Raw genomic sequence first — 21,404 nt, forward strand, 5'->3', positions numbered from 1 at the left:
GCCCTGCCAGGGCCATCCTCCCGAATGAAAAAGGCGCCCGCAGGCGCCTCCTCCCTTTCAGCGATCCCGATCAGATGCGGAAGCTGTCCACCAGGTGCTTCAGGCGCGCAGCCTGCTGCTCCAGGTCGGCGCAGGCGCGCAGGGTGGCCTGGAGGTTCTCCACGCCTTCCTGGTTGAGCATGTTGATCTCGTTGATGTCCATGTTGAGCGACTCCACCACCGAGGTCTGTTCCTCGGTCGCGGTGGCCACGGACTGGTTCATCCCGTCGATCTCGCCGATGCGCTGGGTCACGCTGGAGAGCCGCTCGCCGGCGAGGTTGGCGATGGTCACGCTCTCCTCGCTGTAGCGCTGGCTCTCGGTCATGGTGTTGACCGCCTCGCGCGCGCCTACCTGCAGCTCCTCGATCATCTTCTGGATTTCCTGCGCCGACTCCTGGGTTCGGTGGGCGAGGTTGCGCACCTCGTCCGCCACCACGGCGAAGCCCCGGCCGGCTTCACCGGCGCGGGCCGCTTCGATGGCGGCGTTGAGCGCCAGCAGGTTGGTCTGCTCGGAGATGCCCTTGATGACCTCGAGGATCTGCCCGATGTTCACCGTCTTGCTGTTCAGCGTCTCGATGTTGCCGCACGAGGCGCGGATCTTCCCGGACAGGTCGCTCATCGCGATGATGGTCTTCTCCACCACCTGGCGACCGTCCTCGGACTGGTTGCGCGCATCGGAGGCCTGGTGCGAGGCGTCGGCGGCGTTGCGGGCGATCTCCTGGGCGGCGGCGCCCAGCTCGTTGATCGCCGCGGCGACGCTGTTGGTGCGCTGGGCCTGCTCGTCGGAGTTGCTCATCGACGAGTTGGAGGCCGACAGCACCAGCTTGGCGACTTCGTTGACCTGGCGCGTGGTGGCGGAGACCTCGCGGATGGAGGAGTGGATGCGCTCGACGAACTGGTTGAAGGACTGGGCCAGCTCGCCGAACTCGTCCTGGGAATGCACCTCCAGGCGGCGGGTCAGGTCGCCTTCGCCCTGGGCGATGTCCTGCATGGCGCGGCCCATCAGCAACAACGGCTGCATCAGCACGCGGATCAGCATGCCCAGCAGGGCAATGATGATCACCACCGCGATGACGGTGACGATGATCGCCGAGGTGCGGAACTCACGCAGCATGGCGAACGCTTCGGCCTTGTCGATCGACAGGCCGATGTACCACTTCACCGTCGGCAGGCCCTTGATCGGGGCGAAGGTGAGGATGCGCGCCTGGCCATCCAGTTCGGCCTCGGAGAAGTCGGTGCTCATGCGCGGCGTGTTCTGCGGGTAGAGATCCGCCAGCTTCTTCATCACCAGGTCCTTGTTGGGGTGGACCAGGATGGTGCCGTCCTCGCTGACCAGGAAGGCGTAGCCCATGCCCTGGAAGTCCAGCGAATTGACGATCTGCTGCAGCGTATCCAGGCTCAGGTCGCCACCGACCACGCCCTTGTCCCGGCGGGCGTGGCGATGGTCATGATCAGCGTGCTGGTGGCGGCATCGATGTAGGGCTCGGTCAGGGTGGTGGCGCCGGCGGCCATGGCGTCCTTGTACCAGGGGCGGGTGCGCGGGTCGTAGCCTTCCGGCATCGCGCTGTCCGGGCGCATGGTGAAGGAGCCGTCCGAACTGCCCAGGTAGGTGAAGGCGAAGGTCGAGGCCAGCACCTTCTGCTCCAGCAGCGAGGTCACGGATTCGGCCTCGGCATGCCGGGCGATATTCTGCGCGACGTTCTCCACCAGCAGGATGCGGCCCGAAAGCCAGTTCTGGATGTTGCTTGAGGTCACGTCCCCCATTTCCCTGAGGTAGCTTTCAAGATCCTCGCGGATCGCATTCCGTTGCAGGTAGTCGTTGTAGAGCGTGAACAGCGAGAACGCCGCTATCACTACCAGAGAGGCTGCCAGCAGGATCTTGTGGCTGAACTTCAGGTTCTTGGTCATGTCTTCTTGCGTCCGATTGAGGCAGGTACCAGTCTTGGCGGGCCACCGGTTTTTTATGAACGGATCCGGCGTTGAACACTGTGTCGGTACAGAACCAGTAAAGCTTGAGGATGGCGAGATGCCTGCATCCAGATCGATAATTCTTGGCGCTGACCCCTCCGGCCAGCCGATCACCCAGGCGTTGCGCCTGGCCAACCGTCACGGCCTGGTCGCGGGTGCCACCGGAACCGGCAAGACAGTGACCCTGCAGCGCCTCGCCGAGGCCTTCAGCGATGCGGGCGTGGCGGTCTTCGCGGCCGACATCAAGGGCGACTTGTGCGGCCTCGGTGCCGCCGGCGCGCCCCAGGGCAAGGTCGCCGAACGCATCGCCTCGATGCCCTGGCTCGAACACCAGAGCAAGGCCTACCCGGTGACGCTCTGGGACGTCGCCGGCAAGAGCGGCCACCCGCTGCGCACCACCCTCAGCGAAATGGGCCCGCTGCTGCTGGGCAACCTGCTGGAACTCACCGACAGCCAGCAGGCCGCGCTCTATGCCGCCTTCCAGGTGGCCGACCGCGAGGGCCTGCTGCTGCTCGACCTGAAGGACCTGAAGGCGCTGCTCAACCACCTGCGCGAACACCCCGAACTGCTCGGCGAGGACCGCGCCCTGTTCGCCGGTGCCTCCGCCCAGGCACTGCTGCGGCGCCTGGCGACCCTGGAGCAGCAGGGCGCCGATGCGCTGTTCGGCGAGCCGGCACTGCAACTGGAGGACATCCTTCACCCCGACCGCGACGGTCGTGGTCGCATCCACCTGCTCGATGCCAGCCGGCTGGTGCACGAGGCGCCGAAGGTCTACGCCACCTTCCTGCTCTGGTTGCTGGCCGAGCTGTTCGAGCAGCTGCCCGAGCGCGGCGATGCCGAGCAACCGGTACTGGCGCTGTTCTTCGACGAGGCGCACCTGCTGTTCAACGACACGCCCCGTGCCCTGCAGGAACGCCTGGAGCAGGTGGTGAGGCTGATCCGCTCCAAGGGCGTCGGCGTCTATTTCGTCACCCAGTCCCCCGGCGACCTGCCCGACGAGGTGCTGGCCCAGCTGGGCCTGCGCATCCAGCACGGCTTGCGCGCCTTCACCGCCAAGGAACAGAAATCCCTGCGCGCGGTCGCCGACGGCTTTCGTCCCAACCCGGCCTTCGACAGCCTCGGCGTGCTCACCGAACTGGGCATAGGCGAAGCGTTGGTGAGCACGCTGGAGGAAAAGGGCACGCCGGCCATGGTGCAGCGCGTGGCCATCGCGCCGCCGCAGTCGCGCATCGGGCCGCTCAGCGAGGCCGAGCGCGCCGAGCGGGTGCGCACCTCGCCCCAGGCCGGGCGCTACGACAAGCCGATCGACCGTGAGTCCGCCTACGAGATCCTCACCGCCCGCGCCGCCGAGGTGCCGGCCGCTCCCGAGGCCAAGGGCAAGGCCAGGCCCGCCGAGGCGGATGCGGGTTTCGCCGGTGCCGCCGGCGAACTCCTGGGCAGCCTCGCCACCCAGGCGATGAAGACCGCCGTGCGCCAGGCGGCCAACCAGCTGGGCCGGCAACTGGTACGCGGGTTGATGGGCTCGCTGTTGGGCGGCAAGCGCCGCTAGCCGGGTTCTCGCCGCAACGAAAAAAGGCGCCCTGAGGCGCCCTTTTTCATGGCTGAGGGGATCAGACGAACAGCTTGGTCGAGATCCAGAACAGCGCGGCGGCCAGGGCCATGGAGGTGGGCAGGGTCAGCACCCAGGCCAGCAGGATGTTGCGCACGGTGCCGCCCTGCAGGCCGCTCTTGTTGGCGACCATGGTGCCGGCGACGCCGGATGACAGCACGTGGGTGGTGGATACCGGCAGGCTGTAGATGTTGGCCAGGCCGATGGCGGCGGCGGCGGTGATCTGCGCGCTCATGCCCTGGGCATAGCTCATGCCCTGCTTGCCGATCTTCTCGCCGACGGTGAGTACCACGCGCTTCCAGCCGACCATGGTGCCGATGCCGAGGGCCAGGGCCACCGCGATGATCACCCAGAAGGGGGCGTATTCGGTGGTGGCGGTCAGGTCCTTGCGCAGCTTCTCCAGGTCCGCCTTCTCGCGCGCCGGCAGGTCGGAGAGCTTGCCCACCTTCTTCGCGGTGTCGTCCAGGCAGAGCAGGTAGCGACGGGTCTCGACGCGGGTTGCCTCGCTCATGTCGGTGTAGCTGGCCACGCCCTTGAGGTTGGTCATCAGCCCGGCGATGGTCGCTTCGGTCTGCTTGGGATCGCAACGGAACGCCTGCGGCATCTCGCTGGGAGTGGCCTTGCCCAGGGCCAGCATCTCACCGAGGGTGTCGGTGTGGCGCTGGTAGAACTGGCTCAGGTGCGTGGCCGCGTCACGGGTGCGTTCGATCTGGTAGGTGGTGCTGTTCAGGTCGAGCACGAACTTGGCCGGGACGATGCCGATCAGCACCAGCATGATCAGGCCGATGCCTTTCTGGCCGTCGTTGGAGCCGTGCACGAAGCTCACGGCCATGGCCGAAAGCACCAGTACCAGGCGGTTCCAGAAGGGCGGGTGCTTCTTGTCGTCGACTTCCTTGCGGGTCTCCGGGGTCTTGTGCATCTTCGACGCCGGGTACAGCCACTTCAGCGACAGCAGCAGCAATGCCGCGACCATGAAGCCGGCGGCCGGCGAGAAGATCAGCGACAGGCCGATATCGATGGCCTTGCCCCAGTTCACGCCTTCGCCCAGCGGCAGGTCGCTGATCAGCGCGTTGGCCAGGCCGACGCCGAGGATCGAACCGATCAGGGTGTGCGAGCTGGAGGCCGGGATACCGAAGTACCAGGTGCCGAGGTTCCAGGTGATGGCCGCCGCCAGCAGCGAGAACACCATGGCCAGGCCGTGGCCGGTGTTGACGTTGATCAGCAGCTCCACCGGCAGCAGGTGGACGATGGCGTAGGCGACGCCGACGCCGCCCAGCAGCACGCCGAGGAAGTTGAAGATGCCGGAGAGGACCACCGCGCGGTAGGGCGACATGGCCTTGGTGTAGATGACCGTGGCGACCGCGTTGGCGGTGTCATGGAAACCGTTGATGAACTCGAAGGTCAGGACGAATGCCAGGGCGAGCAACAGGCTCAGCACCAGCCAGGCATCAAGCCCGCTGAAGAGATCGAACATGAAGGTTTAGTGACAGGCTGGTTAGGGGGCGCGAATTATGCCAGAAAACCGGCCCGCGCCCAGCGTCTGACCGCCGATCGGTACCCGTTGCCACTGCGTCACGGCAGCGCAGCCCAGTAAATCAGGGCCATGCAGGGCATTGTTCGAAATCGTTTCAGCTGTCCTGGCCGAGTTCTTTCTCGATCTTCTGGATTTCCCGCTCGAAGGCCTGGTCCTGGTAGGTGGGGCGCTTGCGCCAGGGTTTGCGTTCGGGTTCGGGCTGCGCGGCGTAAGTGGTCACTTCGCCGCCGTAGACATCCTTGTAACGTTTTTCCTGGCGCTCGAGTTCGGCGCGCAGTTCGTCTTTCGTCACGTGTTGATCCGCTTGGTCTGAATAATGGGTCTTGAGTTTCCGGCGATGGAAGGCGCGAGGGCCTTCTGCAACTTTCGCCTGTCATGGACTTGGGCCGGACGGCCGTTCCATTTTCTTCAGCGACCCTCCCGGTCGACTTTCACACACCACCGAGAGCCAGGCGCACCGCGCCTTCGCGCAATTAAGCCGGCTAACTTCGGAGGGGCGGCGAAGTATATAGGGAAACTCACCAGAAGCTCTATCGAATAGAAAGCCGAAGGCACGACGAGTTCAACTTTCGTTGCACTCGCCGTGCACTTCCCTGGTGCATGTTCAGAGGCTGCGGATGATACGTCCGAGTGTTTCCATCGCCTGTTCGCTGCGTGTCGTCCAGGGGTGGCCGTAGTTCAGGCGTGCGCAATTGCTGAAGCTCCGGGTCGCCGAGAAGATCGGCCCCGGCGCGATGCTGATGCCCTGGGCGAGCGCCAGCTGGAACAGGCGCAGCGAGTCCACCTGCTCGGGGAATTCCAGCCAGAGGAAGTAGCCCCCGTCCGGACGGCTCACCCGGGTCTGCTCCGGCAGATGGCGGGCGACCGCGGCGAGCATCGCGTTCTGCTGGCTTTCCAGGGCGTAGCGCAGGCGCCGCAGGTGGCGGTCGTAGCCGCCGTGCTGCAGGTAGTCGGCGATGGCCGCCTGGGCCGGGACCGAGGCGGAAATGCTGGTCATCAGCTTCAGCCGCTCGATCTCCCCGGCATAGCGCCCCCCGGACACCCAGCCGACCCGGTAGCCCGGTGCCAGGCTCTTGGAGAACGAACTGCAGTGCATCACCAGGCCCTCGCTGTCGAAGGCCTTCACCGGCTTGGGCGCCTGTTGGCCGAAATACAGCTCGGCATAGACGTCGTCCTCGATCATCGGCACCTGGTACTGCTTGAGCAGTTCCGCCAGGCGTCGCTTGCGCGCTTCGGCCAGGCTCGCCCCCAGCGGGTTGTGGAAGTTGCTCATGAACCAGCAGGCCTTGATCGGCAACTGTTCGAGGCTGCGCTCCAGCACTTCCAGGTCGATGCCCTCGCGGGGGTGCACGGGGATCTCCACCGCCTTCAGCTTGAGCCGTTCCAGCACCTGCAGGCTGGCGTAGAAGGCCGGCGACTCGATGGCCACCAGGTCGCCCGGGCGGGTCACCACCTGCAGGCAGAGGTTGAGTGCCTCCAGTGCGCCGTTGGTGATCACCAGCTCCTCGATGGACAGCGGCAGGCCGCCGACCATGTAGCGCAGGGCGATCTGCCGGCGCAGGCCGTGGTTGCCGGGCGTCATGTCGGCGACGGTGGAGCGCGGGTCCATCTCCCGCACCGCGTGGGACATGGAGCGCGCCAGGCGTTGCAGGGGGAACAGCTCCGGACTGGGGAAGGCCGAGCCGAAGGGCACGGTGTCCGGGTCCTTGATGGAGCTGAGCACCGAGAACACCAGCTCGCTGACGTCCACCTCGGTGGTGGCGGCCTCGCGGCTGGCCACCTCTGGCTCGCGCAGCGGGCGCTGCACGTGCTGGCAGACGAAGTAGCCGGAGCGTGCGCGGGCCATGATCAGGCCACGGCTCTCCAGCAGGTAGTAGGCCTGGAACACGGTGGAGGCGCTGACGCCGTAGGTGCGGCTGGCATGCCGCACCGAGGGCACCTTCTGGCCCGGTGCGAGCACGCCGGTACGGATCAGTTCGGCGATCTCGTCGGCGAATTTCTCGTAGCGCTTCATCTTGTCCTGCGGGTGGGCGGCCTGGGCCGCCCACTCTAAGCGCTGCGTCGGGACGCCGCCAGCTGCGCCGTCCATGCTCAGCGCCTCGGGCTGACGAAGGTGCTGTCGGCGGTGGCGGTCGCCGTGTCGCCGTCCAGGCTGGTGATGCGGAACACCAGCTCGCGGGAGCCGCCGCCCAGGGTGTCGTCTTCCTGCGCCACCGAGACCGGCAGCTCGAGGATCTCCCCAGCCTCGATGCTCACCTCCGCCGGTGCCTGCAGGCGCAGGCCCTCGCCCTCGGCCAGCTCCAGGCGGTAGCGGTGGCTGAGCTGGGTCTTGTTGATCAGCTTGAGGTTGTAGATGTTCTCGATCTCGCCGGCGGCGTTCTCGCGGAACATGCCACGGTCCTTGATGACGTCCACGGAGATTTCCGAACGCGAGGCCAGCAGCCAGCCGAAGGCGCCGATCATCAGCACCAGGGCCGTGGCGTAGCCGATCAGGCGCGGCCGCAGCAGGTGGGTGTGGCCGCCCTCCAGGGCGCGTTCCGAGCTGTAGCCCACCAGGCCACGGGCGTAGCCCATCTTGTCCATCACCGAATCACAGGCGTCCACGCAGGCCGCGCAGCCGATGCAGGCGATCTGCAGGCCGTCGCGGATGTCGATGCCGGTGGGGCAGACCTGCACGCACACCGTGCAATCGATGCAGTCACCCAGGCCCTGGGCCTTCGGGTCGCTACCCTTCTTGCGCGCCCCACGGGACTCGCCCCGGGCGGCGTCGTAGGACACGATCAGCGTGTCCTTGTCGAACATCACGCTCTGGAAGCGGGCGTAGGGGCACATGTGGATGCACACCTGCTCGCGCATCCAGCCGGCGTTCACGTAGGTGGCGGCGGTGAAGAACAGCACCCAGAACAGCGAGACGCCGCCGGCCTGAAGGGTCACCAGCTCGGTGGCCAGTTCGCGCACCGGGGTGAAGTAACCGACGAAGGTCACCGCCGTCGCCAGGCTGATGGCGAGCCACAGGCCGTGCTTGGCGACGTTGCGCGCCACCTTCTCCACGCCCCAGGGGGCGGCGGCCAGCTTGATGCGCTGGTTGCGGTCGCCCTGGGTGCGCTGCTCGACCCACATGAACATCCAGGTCCAGACGCTTTGCGGGCAGCTGTAGCCGCACCAGACGCGGCCGGCGAACACCGTGATGAAGAACAGCCCGAAGGCGCAGATGATCAGCAGCCCCGAAAGCAGGATGAAATCCTGCGGCCAGAAGGTCGCGCCGAAGATGTAGAACTTGCTGTCCTCCAGGCTCCAGAGCACGGCCTGGCGGCCATCCCAGTCGAACCAGAGGGTGCCGAAGAACAACAGGCACAGCAGCCCCGCGCCGAGCAGGCGGAAGTTGCGGAACCGTCCCGTGAAACTGCGGGTGTGGATGGGGGCACTGGAGGCGTAAAGGGACTTGCTGGCGGCGGCGGGGCGACTCGGTTGGACGACCTCTACCTGCCTGACGGGAATCATCTCGCTCATGATGCTGGCCTTTTGGGCTATGACGGCGAGGCGGACTATAGGGAGAGGCTGATACTGGAAACAGATTCAGGTGAACGGACAAAAACCGTATCAGATGGAGCGGGATGACCGCTCATGCCGCAAGGCGCGTGGTTCCGGGCGTAGCCCGGGTGCACCGTGCGGCATGCGCGGCAATAGGTCGCAGCGCTAGAGGCGCAGCACCGGGCGATAGCAGTTGGCGATCTGCGCCTGGCAGGGGTTGACCCCGGCCGGCGCTGTTCCACCCCCATGGCGTACTCGCGCACCAGCAGCACGTGATGAGGACCGGCAAGGCTTCGCCCCGCACCTGTGCAGGCGCATCGTCCGGATGGAGCAGCACCATGGAGTGCCGCAGCGGTGTGGGATCGATTTCATTCGCGCAGCGGTGCCCGAATCTGCATGGCACAACGTTTCAGTGGCCCCCGCGTTCGCGAGGGTGACGGTACAAATCCGGGCGCCCAGCCAACCCCCGTAATCCTCGCGAATGCGGGAAACCACTCGACAGAGGGCGGGGGAGTTCCCGCGCAAGGCTGTCTGCAACAGGGCCACATGTGCATGACGGGTGCATTCAGCGCGGTGCTGGTGGCGAGTCCGAGGTGCGCGCAGCACACCCTACGTCCGGAGTGAGCGGCGGCTGCATGCTCCGAGGCCTGATTGCGACCCTTCCAGACGGGCAAAAGCGAAGCCACCTTCCACGAGCGTGGATTTTTACTCGTGAAAGACTTCTCCCGCGCGGTCCATCCAGAGCACCCGTACAAGGGCAACCCCGTTGCCCCAAAGGCCCCTCCCGATCCGAGAGGGGCCAGGCTCAGGTCAGCTCTTCCACAACGCCAGCTGCTCCAGCTTCATCAACTGCCAGAACTCCTGCTGGTTGCTGCGGCACAGGTCCACCATCGCATCCATCAAGGCGCCTTCACCGACCTCATCCAGGTAGGGCCCGGGGATTCCCTCGCGCAGGCCTGCGTTGTCCCGGATGATCTCGGCGATCACATGCACGGTGTTCAACCGCGACTCCATCCGATCCACCCACTGCCGCAGCCGGCGTTCCGCAACCTCCTGGCTCATACCGACACCTCCTGGCCGCCGGCCATGAACAGCGGCAAATCCCGCCAGGCCACCCACAGCTCACCCTGCCAGCGCACTACACCCAACTGCCGGCCCTCGTAGATCAGCGTTTCACGCGTGGGGGCCGCATCGGGCGTGCGGTGATAGTCATGCAGCGTCGGCACCAGCACCTCGTTCACCCAGCGGCCCACATTGCCGTGCCTGGGCGTGCCGAACTGGAACAGCGCCCGGTAGGCGCCGATATCGCTGATCACCACCACCTCTTCGTGGAAGCCGTCGGTGTAGATGAGGGCGAGGGTTTGCTGCTGGTGAGGCTCCAGGGTCGGGAGCAAGGGAAGGGCATCGGCGAGGCCGATCAACTGCGCGAAATCATGGGCGACGAACCAGGGCTGGTTGTCGACCATCACGGCGCGCAGGCGTTGGTGGTGGTGATAGAAAACGAGGGGGGTGAATGCGTTTTTCATGATGAATCTCCTCTTGCGATAGGAAGACTCCACCACCCGCGCTGTCATCGAGGGTGGCAGATCGCGCGGGGTTGACAGACCGAGGCAAGAGGACCCGGCAGACCACGAGGGTCTCCCCACGCGATCCGCCATATAGCGTTGCAGTTGAAAACTGCATGCGAGCAAGGGCCTGCAGAAGCAATTCGCCGCTTCCGCATGCACCGTTGAGGCGCAATCGCGCCTCTTGCTTTCGGGCTGTCAAACCCGGCCACGGGATTTACCGTGGCTCGGGGAGGATAGGGAGGAGGGAGTGGGAGGGCAAGGGTGTGGCAGTAGTTCGCCAGATGGATCGCGGGGAAGGGGGAAGCAAGCCAACATTCATCTGGTGGGGCTGCTGCTCGTGACTGGCAGTTATCGGCCAACAATAGACGTAAACTCGTTACCGTTTCTGCTAGTTGTATCCCTAGTCATCATCCGGCACGTGTAAATAAGTCCTATCGCTTTGCGAATGGGTTGAAGGGGAATAAATGAGTTGACTACGCTATCGACCGAATCTTTGCGATGTCTTTGCTGGGGGGAGCACCAAACATCCGGCTGTATTCCCGGCTGAACTGTGAGGGGCTTTCGTAACCCACTTTGAAGCCGGCTGCTGAAACGTCCATCCCTTCGGAAATCATCAGGCGACGTGCTTCCTGTAAACGAAGTTGCTTTTGGTATTGCAACGGGCTCATCGCGGTGACGGCTTTGAAACGATGATGAAGGGTTGAAATGCTCAGATTCACGTAGCTGGCCAGTTCATCAATATGCAGGGGTTTGGCGTAGTTGCGGTTTAGCCATTCAATCGCGCGGGTAACCCGGTGGGTTTGGCTATCGGCGATGGCGATCTCGTGCAAGCGCTGGCCCTGCTGGCCTTTGAGCAGGCGATAGAAAATCTCGCGCAGCGCAAGGGGGGCCAGTGCCGGGATATCAGCCGGAGTATCCAGCAGCCGCACCAGGCGCAGCATCGCATCGAGCAAGGTGGTATCGATCTTGTCGAGGTACAGGCCCCGGCTCGGTTCGCGGGCTGGAACGCCGATAGGGCTGACGTCGGCGATAAGCTGCGCGATCTCGGCGGGGTCTATGTCCAGGCGTATGCACAAGTAGGGGCTCTCGGGGGACGCCTCGATCACTTGCCCTGCCAACGGCAAGGTGACCGATACCACAAGGTAATTCAGCGGGTCATAGACATAGCTTTCATCCCACAGGCGAACTTCCTTGCGTCCTTGCGCGATGATGCACAAGCCTGGCTTGTGAATGGTATGGATCGTATCGGTGGGCGCATCGCTGCGGATGAAGTGAAGGGGCGAAATAGCCGTTTGATATACACCGTACTCCGGGGCGAATCGCTGCATCGTTGCGGCCAGTTCAGCTCGGCGTCGGATAATTTCTGCGTCTAGATCGTTCACCTTTCTCACTCCCTTTTGGATGTCCGGTCCCAAAGGATATTTCTATTGCTCGCCGCTTGGTAGACGCTGTTTTGCTACTTTTACTGGCAAAAGGCCCGGCGATAACGCCGGGCTTTTTTGTCGTGCTCAGACGATCTTGCCAGCGGCTCGGTGTGCTGCACCGTCCTCTTCCACGCGCAGACCTGACGAGCGCTCGCTGCCGTTTTCGGCCACGCGATCAGCGCTCACTCGGTCAGCACCGCCTTCAACCAGACGCAGCCCCTTGGAGCGATCCGCTCCATCTTCGGTTACACGCAGGCTCTTGGCGCGCTCGCTGCCGTTTTCGGCCACGCGATCAGCGTTCACTCGGTCAGCACCACCCTCAGTCAGACGCAGCCCCTTGGAGCGATCCGCTCCATCTTCGGCTACACGCAGGCTTTTGGAGCGTTCACTGCCGTTTTCGGCCATGCGATTTACGTTGCTGCGCTCTGCGCCACCCTCGGCCACCGAGGCATTCATCGACAGAGCCATCGAGCCCGCGCTGATTGCAGACAGGGCCACGGCGATCATCATTTTGTTGAGGTTTTTCATGACAGCGACTCCGGAAATAGTGAGGTTTTTAGTTACCGGGTGGTCAGTGCAGAGAATGATGGCGGCCTTCATGTCGCAGGCCTGGTTGCTCTGATTGCCGGTGGCAGTAGCTGTTTGCTTTCTGCTTGGGCTCAGAGTACGGCGACCCGCCTTGGGTCGTTATTCGCTTCCTGCGAGTGTTTTGCACAATCCTGCGGCGCATGCGAGACGGCCAATGAGGCAGCAAAAACGGCGAGAGTGGAGCGGCCCTGTGCAGGGCCCTCTCCCGGTTTTTCAACGGCTGACATCCAGCACGATTTTTCCCCGCGTGTGCCCGGCCCAGCTCTGTTTCACGGCGTCGACAACCTCGCTGAGCGCTACTACCTGAGCCTGGAGCTGGAGCTTGCCGGCCGTGAAGAGCCCGGCAATTTCTGCCAGCTGGCGGCCATCGGAGCGCGTAGCGAAATGTTTGCCAGTGACGCCATAGGCGCTCGCCATTTGCGGATCTGGCGCGCTGACGGGGGAGACCAGAACGCCGCCGCGTTTGATTACGCGCCAGGAGCGGGCCTGCGTCTGTGCGCCCACCAGATCGATTACGGCATCGACATTCGCAACCTGGTCTTCAAACTGCACCGAGGTGTAATCAATGACCTCGTCCGCGCCAAGCGAGCGCAGGTACTCATGGTTTTTTGCGGAGCTGGTGGCCACCACGTACGCGCCTGCAAGGTGAGCCAACTGAATGGCGAAGCTGCCCACGCCACCGGCGCCGCCGTGAATCAGTACTTTTTGCCCGGCCTTGAGCAGGGCGTGTTCATGCAATGCTTGCCACGCCGTCAACGCGGCAGCAGGTACGCCGCCGGCCTGTTGCAACGAGAGGTTACTGGGGGTGTGAGCGAGCCGATCTGCGCTTGCAAGTGCTTGCGTGGCATACCCGCCAACAATCCCGATGAAACCGAACACCTTGTCGCCAACGACGAAGTCGGTAACGTTCTTGCCAACGGCGGCCACTGTTCCCGATACCTCGACGCCCGGTGTGTAAGGCAATGGCAAGGGAATGAACTGCTTCATGGCACCGGACAGAATCTTCCAGTCGATTGGGTTCACTCCACTGCCCGCGACATTGATCAAAACCTGGTCGTCGTCCGGTGCAAGGTCGGGAACGTCTTTGAGCTGTAATGCTTCGGCCTGGCCGTATTGCGCTACTTGGATCGCTTTCATAAGAGTCTCTGGGTCAAAGGGCAGGATTCGCCGGCGCCATCCGGGGTGCCGGCGGCTCAATCAGCGGCGGCGAGCGTCGAGGCTGAAACGGCCGGCGCCGAACGCGACGATCTGCAGAAGCCCGCCCGCCATGGCGATATTTTTGAAGAAGTGAATGAACTGGTTCTGGTCAGCCAGAGCACTGTGGAACATCAGCGCGGTAACGACACTGAACGCCGCCAGTACCGCAGCGGTGATGCGTGTGCGGTAGCCGGCGATCAGCGCGGCGCCGCCAAGGATTTCCACGGCGATTGCCGCCGCCAACGCCAGTTGGGGGAAGGGCAGCCCAACGGAGCCGATGTAGCCGATCATCATCGCGGGCGCACTCAATTTGGATACGCCGGAAAGAATGAAAATGGCGCTCAGCAAAATGCGTCCTGCTAAAGAAGCGGTGTGGGTCAGGTTGGACGATGCTGCAACGGTGGTGCTGGAAAGGCTTGCTGCTTGGGACATGACGGTAGATTCCTTTGGACTCATCGCTTCACCCTGAAGCGCTGTTGTGGGGGAAATACTGTCATCGGCCCACTGTGCTGAATAGCCGACTAATTTCGACAGTTAGGTTCTAGTAAATAGAAAAAAAGCTTTTTGCCGGAAAGCGATTGATGGGCTGGCGCGCCCGTCATTTATCGGCGCTCAGGTCGTACTGCTATCGGGCAGGATAGACACAGCAACCGGGGGCATAGGCGGAGCGCACCTGAGTTGGGCTGGGCAGGATCAGGCAAATACGCTGGACAAATCGAATAACGCCTTCAGGGCTCGATCGGTAGCCTAATGCACAAGTGAAAAGCTCAGTTTCACTGGTCCGGACGTCAAGACGTACGCGACTGTATTTCGAGGTCACGTCAAGCACTGATACGCCGGCTCTTCACTTCCAGCGGAGAACCCACCGTGAAAACGTTATCCATCCTTGCAGCGCTCATTATTTTGCTGGCCGCCAGTTTCGGCGCGGCGGCGCTGCCCAAAGACCAAGAGCAATTCACCTCGCGTCAGCTTCTGGCGCCAGTGATCACACAGTTTGTCTAGCTGTTTTAGAGGTCGATATGACAGGTGAAATGAACCCGCCAGATTTCGAGCGAGGCATGGGCCTTCTGAAACTGATCGGCGGCCGGGATTTCGATGGTCCCATCAATAGCCTGGCCGCCGTGTCGGCAGACATGGCGCGCCTGACGGTCGCCTTTCCCTACGGCCAGGTGCTTTGTAGAGAACTGCTGGACCTGCGCACCCGGCAGATCTGCACGGTCAGTTCCCTGATTGCCCATGGCTCTGCGCAGAGCCAGTTGCGCTTCCATATGCAGGGCTTGCTGAACGCCGGGGGCACGCCACAGGACCTGGTGGAACTGATGTTTCTCTCAACGGCCCTCATCGGCTTTCCAACGGCAATCAATGCAATCGACATCGTGCGCAGCATTTTCAACGAGCGCTCGATCGTCTACCGCGACCCGCCCAGCGAACCGTCCTCTTCCGATATGGACCGTTATGAAGCCGGGCTGGTGGCATTTGAACGACTGATGCACCTGTCGCCGGCAGCGTATGTGCAAGCGCTCGAGGCGCTTTCACCGGACATGGCCGACTGGGCAATGGAGTTCGCTTTTGGCGAGATCCTGGGACGAAGCGGCATGGAGGTCTCCCATAAGCAGTTCGCCGCTATCAGCATGTTGGCTACCTGCGGTAACCGTCAGGATCAGCTGGCCGCACATATGCGCGCTGCTCTGGCTGATGGCATAACGGTGAGTCGCGTTGCAGAAGTGCTGATTCAGTTAAGCGTTTACGCCGGTTTCCCTATGGCGCTAAACGCTTTTTCCGTGCTCGCTACTGCGATCGAGGAGCCAACAACCCCGGCCGTCGATTCCCGCCGCCCACGCCCCGCCACAGGGCCCAACGAGGACAGGATGGCGAGGGGGGAAGCCGCGTTGGCAGCGAGCTCGGGCGGCTCGGGCGCGGCTGTGGTGAACAGCTTTGATGATATTGCTCCGGATATCGGGCGGATGATTGTCGAGCATTCCTATGGCGATATCTTCTGCCGCCGTGGCATCGACCTCAAAACCCGCGAGCTCACCGCCTGTGCCGCTTTGGCCGCCAAGGGGACGAGGACCACCGAGAAACCATTGCGCGTGCATATCAACGCTGCGGTGAAGGCTGGGGCCAGCAGTGAGGAAATAGTGGAAACGCTGCTGAACCTGCTTCCTTACTGTGGCTACCCGACCGTGCAGGTCGCGTTGGCTATCGCACGGGATGAGTTGGCCGCGCTAGACCAGCACTAGCTGGCCCCCTCGGAGGCCAGCAGAATCAGGCAAACAACTGGCAGGAGTGGCGTAACGGGGGCGCCGCGGCTCGCGCGAGACTGGGCACGTTTACAACAACCTACCCAGTTCCGCACCGCTCGTATCGAGGCGCATCGTTATGAACTCACCGTCCCCGTCCCGCTCGCTCATGTGGCTGTTTGCATTCGCCGCTGGGGCCATGATTGCCAATATGTATTACCTCCAGCCCATTCTCTCCCTGGTGGCGAGCTCGTTCGGTATTCCCGTTTCAACCTCTGGCCTGTTGGTCAGTTGTACGCAGCTTGGTTACACGCTGGGCATCGTGCTGGTGGTTCCCTTGGGCGATGTGCTGGAAAGAAGGTCGCTCTTGAGCCTGATGTTTGCGTTGAGCGCATCGGCGATGTTTATCGCGGCGGCCAGCCCGAACTTCATGCTGTTCAGCACCGCCGTGCTTCTTTCCGGCGCGACGGCTTCGGCGGCCATGTTGATCGTGCCCTACGTGGCGTCCATCACGGCGGAGCATCAGCGCGGGCGAGTCGTCGGGCTGGTGATGACCGGGGCCTTGTTGGCTATTCCATTGTCCTGGCTGGTCTCCGGTGGCGTTGGAAACATGGCGGGATGGCGGATGGTCTATGCGACCGCCGGATGCGCCACGCTGACTCTTCTGCTGCTGCTCCGAATCACCTTGTCGGCGGAACCTGAGCAACGCGGGCGGCCGCTCCAGTACCACAAGCTGATGCACTCGTTGTGGCGCATTACCCTAGAGCACTCGGCGCTTCGTCGCCGGGCGCTTTACGGGGCGTTGGGAATGGCCAGCTTCAGTAGCTTGTGGACAGGCCTGCCCATCTTGCTGTCGCAACCGCCCTATGGCTTTCCGGCTTCGCGTATCGGCATGATCGGATTGACCGGCGTCGCCGGTGCCCTGATTCCCGGGCTGATCGGCCGCCTTAATGATCGCGGCCACCAGCACGCGCTGGCGATCGGGCTGGGCAGCTTGATGATGCTTGCCTGGGTGGCCTTGTGCTTCGCGGCCAAGGGGCTGTGGATCATTGTTGTGGCGGCCATGGCGCTGAACATAGCGGTAATGGGGCTGCAGATAACCCATCAATCGGTCATCTACAAACTGGATCCGCACGCCAACTCCCGTATCACCGCCGTGTTTATCAGCCTCAATTTTGTCGGCGGCGCCATCGGCTCGGCAGTGGCCAGCATCGGTTTGCGTCATTTCGGCTGGGAGGGGTTGTGCGTGTTGGGTGCAGGCTTGCCCGCGGCACTCCTGGTCACCTATGCGATCAGCGAGCGACCGCGCCGCGGCCGGCTCAGCGAGCCTGCCAATTAGCTGTTAGCAGCCCCGCAACCCCCTCGCAAACAACCTGTTGCCTGCGTTTGACCCTGTTTCGCTACTGCCGGGAGCATTGTGCAAAATCTTCGCAGGATTCGCTTAACGGTCCTTGGGTGTGACTTCTTAATCTGGCTTCAACACCTGCACACCGGCAGGTACCTCTGAAGCGAAAAGGAGTTGGGACATGCGCAACATCGAACAGAAAGTCGTTGTAATCACTGGCGCCAGCAGCGGCATTGGCGAAGCGACCGCGCGCCTTCTTGCCAGCAAGGGCGCCCGCGTCGTACTCGGCGCCCGCCGCACCGAGCGCCTTGAGGCACTGGCCAGCGAAATTCGCGCAGCCGGCGGAACCGCCGATGTATTGCCTCTGGATGTCACCCGCCTGGATGACGTGCAGTCGTTCATCGATTTCGCCATCGAGCTTCACGGCCGTGTCGATGTACTGGTGAACAATGCCGGTGTCATGCCGTTGTCCAAGCTGGAGGCCCTGAAGGTTCATGAATGGAACCAGATGATCGATGTGAACATCCGCGGCGTCTTGCACGGCATTGCCGCCACCTTGCCCGTTATGCAGCAGCAGAAATCGGGGCAGATCATCAATATCGCCTCCATTGGTGCCTATGCCGTGAGCCCTACCGCTGCGGTGTATTGCGCCACTAAATACGCCGTGCGTGCGATCTCGGAAGGGCTTCGCCAGGAGGTAGGTGGCGATATCCGCGTAACCGTGATCGCTCCCGGGGTTACCGAATCCGAGCTCGCCGAGAGCATTTCTGACGAAGGCGGGCGTGCGGAGATGCGCGAGTTCCGCAAGATCGCCATTCCCGCCTCCGCCATTGCCCGCGCTATTGCGTACGCCGTCGAACAGCCCGCGGATGTGGACGTCAGCGAATTGATTGTTCGCCCCACCGCGAGCCCTTTCTAATCGGCTTCGTAAATTACGCAGGAGCAGGCTATGTCGCAGCCATCTGGAGACCAAAACAAGTACGTCGGCATGTGGGTGACAGCCGACGGTCGTATCCGCCACGAGTTGTTGCCGGGGGGCCGTTATGACGAGGCCCGCGGCCGGCAAAAGAGTGCTTATCAGGGGCGTTATTGGCTGGAGGGCGACCACATCGAATATGTGGATGACACGGGGTTCACCGCCGACGGTGAGTTTAGAAATGACGTGCTGTACCACGCAGGTATGGTGTTGTACCCCGAGCGTTAACAGATGAGCCGGAATGAAAATTCCGGCTTTTTTTATGCGTCGGGGGAGGGCATTGAATGCAAGGAACTGCTTCGCCAACGGATGGCCTCAATCAAGCGGGCCGCGGGGTTCGCTTTTCACCTGTTTCGCGAGATGACGTGATGAACAAGGACCCAGCTGAACGGACCTCTCCCCAGGGCTTGGAAGCCTTTATTCGTGGCAAGCGCCTGGCCGCCTCGGATGAGCTCGATGCCCGCGATGTGTTGGTGCAGATATTCAACCGCGAACGGCACGAGGACAGCTTTATCGTGCCGGCAGTGGCCGAGCCCTTGCTGGTCTGGGTGATGTCGGGAACGGCAGAGATTGATGAAAGAACCTTGGGTGGCCAATGGCAGACCAGTGTCGTGGGCAAGGGCGATTTCTTTCTTACTGCCTCGGCCGAGCCTTACGAAATGCGCTGGAATGTTCACGGCGAAGAAGCCTTTGTGGTGATGCATATCTATCTAGGTATCGCGCTACTGGAAAAAGCCATTGGCGAGACGCTCGGGAGCGCTGGTACGGTTCGCTTGCGTGAGGTGTCGGGTGGGCGCGATGGGGTGTTGTCCATGCTGCTGGAGCAGTTCCGCATGGAACTGACCGAGCGTGCCACGGGCAGTGCGCTCTTCCTGCAGGGCCTGGCGCAGTGCCTGGCCGTACACCTGGCTCGCGAGTACCTGGACGATTCGGCGGACGATATCGCGCGCCGCAATGCGCTGCCTGCCTACAAGCTGCGGCGGGCCTTGGTGGCAATGGAAAGTAACTTGCACAAGGAATTCAGCTTAGGCGCGCTGGCCGAAGGCGCTGGTATGAGCGAATTCCACTTCAGCCGATTGTTCAAGAAGGCCACCGGGCATTCGCCGTCTCAGTTTTTTATTCGCCTGAGGATGGCCCGCGCCCGGCAGCTTCTTTTAGAGACGCAACGCAGCATTATCGACATTGGCCTGGACGTGGGTTACAGCAGCCCAAGCCATTTTTCGCAAGTGTTCAAGCGCGAAGTGGGCGTGACGCCCAGCCAGTATCGCAAGTGAGCGAGCAGGCTATAGGTTCTGCGCAAGAAACTGCTCATGAAGGTCCAGGGTTTCTCCAGCCACCATGAATTTTCCTTCGCCCCGGTAGTGCAAGGTTTTTGGGTTTTTCACCGACATCGCCACATGCCCTTTGACCACTTCCCATATAAACAAGCCGTACTCGCCGATCAGGTTCGCATCGAAAAGTTGGCACTCGAAATTGGCGTAGCACTCCTTGATAAGCGGCGCCTTGACGCGCTGAGCCGGCAGCGGGGTGAGCCCGATTTCGCTGAACTTGTCGATGGCGGCGCCGCTGCAGTTGCCCACGGCAACAACCTGGGCGGCCAGTTCGGCGGTGGGTACGTTGATCACGCATTGCTGGCTGTTGCGGATCAACTCGTAGCTATGGTTCCCCGTCCAGATGTAGCAGCCGAACAGGGCAGGAGAGAACTGCATCATCATGTGCCAACCCATGGTCATGATGTTGGTTTCATCTTTCCAGGCTGAGGTCACTAAAACGATGGGACCAGTCTCCAGGTGCTGACGAACGTCGATTAAAGGGAAGTCGGATTTTCGAAGAGCACTCATGACGCCTCCGCTAATGGTCTAAAAATAAAAACGCGTGGTGCGGTACGCACCACGCGTCTGAAGGCAAAGCATTAGCCCACTGGGATGCTCATGCCGCCGTCGGCCATTACCACCGAGCCGACAATAAAACTGGCGCGCTCGGAGGCCAGGAAGGAAACAATCTCTGCGATTTCCTCGGGGGCAGCGGCACGGCCAATGGGCGCCGATTTGCCATGCTCTTCAAGGAAGCCGCGACCGTCGTCCATGAAATGGTTCAGCAGGTTGGTCACCACATCGCCTACGCCGATGGCGTTTACGCGGATGCCATGCTCGATCGCCTCGAGCGCCTGGGTGCGCGTCAGCTGGGCCAAGGCCCCTTTGGACGCGGTATAGGCCGCAATGCCGGGGAAGGCGAAGTAGGAGGCATACGAGGCAATGTTCACGATGGCGCCGGATTTGTGCTTCATCATTTCCTTCATCGCTTCACGGGAGTGAAGGAAGGCACCGGTGACATTGGTTTCCATCTGCCAAGCCCAGTCTTCGCGAGTCATTTCGATGATGGGTTTATAGAGAATGCGCCCCGCGTTATTGACCAGCACATCCAGCTTGCCGAACTTCTCGACTGCCAAGGCGACCGCTTGCTCGGCTGAGCCATCCACGGTGATGTCCGCTACGTAGGGGACGATGCCGGGACGCTCGAGGGCGTTCACCGATGGGGCGATATCCTCAGCGATCACGTTGGCACCGCGAGCGTGTAGGAGCTCGGCAATGGCTTTACCGATACCGCTTGCCGCGCCGGTAACCAGGATTACTTTGCCGGCCACTTCATTGGGGGTTGGGGTGAAGTCAATCATGTCGTGTCTCCAAGTAGTCATTGGGTAGTCGCTTTCGACGGTTCCAATTTCGCTCTTTTTGACACGCCCCTCTTTTGTAGCCTTGCTCAGCCTGTCGGGGTTTTGCTTCTTTGTGCGCGGTGCTCTCAATGGGCGGGACGCGGACGAACGATCGGCCCCGGCATGGTGCCGACGCTCCCGGTGTCAGGTCGCTATCGGCCGTATCTGCGGCGTCAGCAAGCCAGCCGTTTCTCCTAGGGCTGCGGCATCACCACCGGCGTTTCCAGCGCGTACGCCGCCTTTACCGGATCAAAATACTCGCGAATATAGGAAAGCTTTCCGTCGGCCACGCTAACGAACAAAACGTATTCTTGCGTATAGGTTTTGCCGGTTTGCTTGATGATGCCCTCGGCCTTGACTTGCGCCGCCGCCGAGTGGGACTCGGCGGACGCCTGGATACGCAGGTCAAAGAACTTGAAGTCTTCCACCGCACCTACGAACCAGCCCACGTGATCGAGGACCCGCTGGCGCCCTACCAGCTTCTCGGGGTGTCCGAGGCTCGGGGCGAAGGGCAGTTCCCAGACAATGTCGTCGGCTACCAGTGTTTGCCATTGCTCATGGTCATCTACAAACGTCTCGAAATGGCGCTGTAGGATTTCGGCTGCGTTAGAGGTCATTTCTCTCACCAAGGCGTATCGCGGGGAAGGGAGGTTGCAAGTCAAACGGCCGCCT

Annotated in this window: 20 protein-coding genes and 1 pseudogene; 7 read left to right on the forward strand and 14 right to left on the reverse strand. The window is 62.4% G+C overall.

Annotated features, from left to right (window positions below; all coding sequences use genetic code 11):
• Positions 1–70 precede the first annotated feature (70 nt).
• Positions 71–1,947: pseudogene (locus tag PHLH3_RS06705) on the reverse strand (methyl-accepting chemotaxis protein).
• A gap of 118 nt (positions 1,948–2,065) precedes the next feature.
• Between PHLH3_RS06705 and PHLH3_RS06710 the strand changes: the two are divergent.
• On the forward strand, positions 2,066–3,556 hold the full coding sequence (locus PHLH3_RS06710) for a helicase HerA-like domain-containing protein (RefSeq protein ID WP_213628649.1): 1,491 nt from the start codon (positions 2,066–2,068) through the stop codon (positions 3,554–3,556).
• A gap of 61 nt (positions 3,557–3,617) precedes the next feature.
• Here the strand turns inward: PHLH3_RS06710 and PHLH3_RS06715 are convergent, their stop codons facing one another.
• The 10 genes from PHLH3_RS06715 to PHLH3_RS06760 all read right to left on the reverse strand — a co-directional run bounded on the left by PHLH3_RS06715 (position 3,618) and on the right by PHLH3_RS06760 (position 13,890).
• Complete coding sequence (locus PHLH3_RS06715) at positions 3,618–5,090, reverse strand: inorganic phosphate transporter (protein ID WP_213628650.1); 1,473 nt, start codon at positions 5,088–5,090, stop codon at positions 3,618–3,620.
• A gap of 154 nt (positions 5,091–5,244) precedes the next feature.
• On the reverse strand, positions 5,245–5,442 hold the full coding sequence (locus tag PHLH3_RS06720; protein ID WP_111263385.1) for a hypothetical protein: 198 nt from the start codon (positions 5,440–5,442) through the stop codon (positions 5,245–5,247).
• Positions 5,443–5,754: 312 nt separating this feature from the next.
• Entirely contained in the window at positions 5,755–7,164 is a 1,410-nt protein-coding gene (mapR, locus tag PHLH3_RS06725; protein ID WP_213630440.1) for a GntR family transcriptional regulator MpaR, read from the reverse strand.
• 77 nt (positions 7,165–7,241) lie between these two features.
• Entirely contained in the window at positions 7,242–8,660 is a 1,419-nt protein-coding gene (gene ccoG, locus PHLH3_RS06730; protein WP_173178735.1) for a cytochrome c oxidase accessory protein CcoG, read from the reverse strand.
• Positions 8,661–9,491: 831 nt separating this feature from the next.
• Entirely contained in the window at positions 9,492–9,743 is a 252-nt protein-coding gene (locus PHLH3_RS06735) for a hypothetical protein (RefSeq protein WP_213626083.1), read from the reverse strand.
• Complete coding sequence (locus tag PHLH3_RS06740; RefSeq protein WP_213628651.1) at positions 9,740–10,207, reverse strand: BRO family protein; 468 nt, start codon at positions 10,205–10,207, stop codon at positions 9,740–9,742. Before PHLH3_RS06740 ends, PHLH3_RS06735 begins: the two co-directional genes overlap by 4 nt.
• 515 nt (positions 10,208–10,722) lie before the next feature.
• Complete coding sequence (locus PHLH3_RS06745; protein ID WP_213628652.1) at positions 10,723–11,631, reverse strand: AraC family transcriptional regulator; 909 nt, start codon at positions 11,629–11,631, stop codon at positions 10,723–10,725.
• 126 nt (positions 11,632–11,757) lie between these two features.
• Entirely contained in the window at positions 11,758–12,273 is a 516-nt protein-coding gene (locus tag PHLH3_RS06750) for a phage infection protein (protein ID WP_213628653.1), read from the reverse strand.
• A 201-nt stretch (positions 12,274–12,474) separates the two neighbouring features.
• A complete protein-coding gene (locus PHLH3_RS06755) occupies positions 12,475–13,398 on the reverse strand; it encodes an NADP-dependent oxidoreductase (protein WP_213628654.1) in 924 nt (307 codons plus the stop codon).
• Positions 13,399–13,458: 60 nt separating this feature from the next.
• Positions 13,459–13,890 carry a DoxX family protein gene (locus PHLH3_RS06760; protein WP_213628655.1) on the reverse strand — a complete coding sequence of 144 codons (432 nt, stop codon included), beginning with the start codon at positions 13,888–13,890 and terminating at the stop codon, positions 13,459–13,461.
• Between the two features lie 435 nt (positions 13,891–14,325).
• Here PHLH3_RS06760 and PHLH3_RS30620 point away from each other — a divergent pair, with 435 nt between their 5' ends.
• The 6 genes from PHLH3_RS30620 to PHLH3_RS06785 all read left to right on the forward strand — a co-directional run bounded on the left by PHLH3_RS30620 (position 14,326) and on the right by PHLH3_RS06785 (position 19,293).
• A complete protein-coding gene (locus tag PHLH3_RS30620; protein ID WP_280527452.1) occupies positions 14,326–14,460 on the forward strand; it encodes a hypothetical protein in 135 nt (44 codons plus the stop codon).
• A gap of 56 nt (positions 14,461–14,516) precedes the next feature.
• On the forward strand, positions 14,517–15,698 hold the full coding sequence (locus PHLH3_RS06765) for a carboxymuconolactone decarboxylase family protein (RefSeq protein WP_213628656.1): 1,182 nt from the start codon (positions 14,517–14,519) through the stop codon (positions 15,696–15,698).
• 139 nt (positions 15,699–15,837) lie between these two features.
• Positions 15,838–17,037: an MFS transporter gene (locus PHLH3_RS06770; RefSeq protein WP_213628657.1), complete on the forward strand. Its 1,200-nt coding sequence runs from the start codon at positions 15,838–15,840 to the stop codon at positions 17,035–17,037.
• A gap of 187 nt (positions 17,038–17,224) precedes the next feature.
• A complete protein-coding gene (locus PHLH3_RS06775; RefSeq protein WP_213628658.1) occupies positions 17,225–17,962 on the forward strand; it encodes an SDR family oxidoreductase in 738 nt (245 codons plus the stop codon).
• 30 nt (positions 17,963–17,992) lie between these two features.
• On the forward strand, positions 17,993–18,247 hold the full coding sequence (locus PHLH3_RS06780; protein ID WP_213628659.1) for an Atu4866 domain-containing protein: 255 nt from the start codon (positions 17,993–17,995) through the stop codon (positions 18,245–18,247).
• A gap of 140 nt (positions 18,248–18,387) precedes the next feature.
• Positions 18,388–19,293 (forward strand): AraC family transcriptional regulator, encoded by a 906-nt coding sequence (locus PHLH3_RS06785; RefSeq protein ID WP_213630442.1) that lies wholly within the window; start codon positions 18,388–18,390, stop codon positions 19,291–19,293.
• A 9-nt stretch (positions 19,294–19,302) separates the two neighbouring features.
• On the opposite strand, the gene PHLH3_RS06790 is transcribed toward PHLH3_RS06785, so the two are convergent.
• The 3 genes from PHLH3_RS06790 to PHLH3_RS06800 form a co-directional block, all read right to left on the reverse strand.
• Positions 19,303–19,860: a flavin reductase family protein gene (locus PHLH3_RS06790; RefSeq protein ID WP_213628660.1), complete on the reverse strand. Its 558-nt coding sequence runs from the start codon at positions 19,858–19,860 to the stop codon at positions 19,303–19,305.
• 71 nt (positions 19,861–19,931) lie between these two features.
• Entirely contained in the window at positions 19,932–20,693 is a 762-nt protein-coding gene (locus PHLH3_RS06795; RefSeq protein WP_213628661.1) for an SDR family oxidoreductase, read from the reverse strand.
• Positions 20,694–20,926: 233 nt separating this feature from the next.
• Positions 20,927–21,349, reverse strand: coding sequence for a nuclear transport factor 2 family protein (locus PHLH3_RS06800; RefSeq protein ID WP_213628662.1), 423 nt, complete (start codon positions 21,347–21,349; stop codon positions 20,927–20,929).
• Positions 21,350–21,404: the final 55 nt, after the last annotated feature.

Origin of the sequence: Pseudomonas sp. Pc102, assembly GCF_018408275.1 — a bacterium.
GTDB lineage: Bacteria > Pseudomonadota > Gammaproteobacteria > Pseudomonadales > Pseudomonadaceae > Metapseudomonas > Metapseudomonas tohonis.

What these genes read in the sequence shown, in the direction of transcription:
- PHLH3_RS06715 (WP_213628650.1), bottom strand. Translation starts at nt 5,090, where the DNA reads ATGTTCGATCTCTTCAGCGGGCTTGATGCCTGGCTGGTGCTGAGCCTG.
- PHLH3_RS06785 (WP_213630442.1), top strand. Translation starts at nt 18,388, where the DNA reads ATGAACAAGGACCCAGCTGAACGGACCTCTCCCCAGGGCTTGGAAGCC.
- PHLH3_RS06800 (WP_213628662.1), bottom strand. Translation starts at nt 21,349, where the DNA reads ATGACCTCTAACGCAGCCGAAATCCTACAGCGCCATTTCGAGACGTTT.
- PHLH3_RS06780 (WP_213628659.1), top strand. Translation starts at nt 17,993, where the DNA reads ATGTCGCAGCCATCTGGAGACCAAAACAAGTACGTCGGCATGTGGGTG.
- PHLH3_RS06750 (WP_213628653.1), bottom strand. Translation starts at nt 12,273, where the DNA reads ATGAAGGCCGCCATCATTCTCTGCACTGACCACCCGGTAACTAAAAAC.
- mapR (WP_213630440.1), bottom strand. Translation starts at nt 7,164, where the DNA reads ATGAAGCGCTACGAGAAATTCGCCGACGAGATCGCCGAACTGATCCGT.
- PHLH3_RS06770 (WP_213628657.1), top strand. Translation starts at nt 15,838, where the DNA reads ATGAACTCACCGTCCCCGTCCCGCTCGCTCATGTGGCTGTTTGCATTC.
- PHLH3_RS06740 (WP_213628651.1), bottom strand. Translation starts at nt 10,207, where the DNA reads ATGAAAAACGCATTCACCCCCCTCGTTTTCTATCACCACCACCAACGC.
- PHLH3_RS06710 (WP_213628649.1), top strand. Translation starts at nt 2,066, where the DNA reads ATGCCTGCATCCAGATCGATAATTCTTGGCGCTGACCCCTCCGGCCAG.
- PHLH3_RS06790 (WP_213628660.1), bottom strand. Translation starts at nt 19,860, where the DNA reads ATGAGTGCTCTTCGAAAATCCGACTTCCCTTTAATCGACGTTCGTCAG.
- PHLH3_RS06775 (WP_213628658.1), top strand. Translation starts at nt 17,225, where the DNA reads ATGCGCAACATCGAACAGAAAGTCGTTGTAATCACTGGCGCCAGCAGC.
- PHLH3_RS06760 (WP_213628655.1), bottom strand. Translation starts at nt 13,890, where the DNA reads ATGTCCCAAGCAGCAAGCCTTTCCAGCACCACCGTTGCAGCATCGTCC.
- PHLH3_RS06735 (WP_213626083.1), bottom strand. Translation starts at nt 9,743, where the DNA reads ATGAGCCAGGAGGTTGCGGAACGCCGGCTGCGGCAGTGGGTGGATCGG.
- PHLH3_RS06755 (WP_213628654.1), bottom strand. Translation starts at nt 13,398, where the DNA reads ATGAAAGCGATCCAAGTAGCGCAATACGGCCAGGCCGAAGCATTACAG.
- PHLH3_RS06795 (WP_213628661.1), bottom strand. Translation starts at nt 20,693, where the DNA reads ATGATTGACTTCACCCCAACCCCCAATGAAGTGGCCGGCAAAGTAATC.
- ccoG (WP_173178735.1), bottom strand. Translation starts at nt 8,660, where the DNA reads ATGAGCGAGATGATTCCCGTCAGGCAGGTAGAGGTCGTCCAACCGAGT.
- PHLH3_RS06765 (WP_213628656.1), top strand. Translation starts at nt 14,517, where the DNA reads ATGGGCCTTCTGAAACTGATCGGCGGCCGGGATTTCGATGGTCCCATC.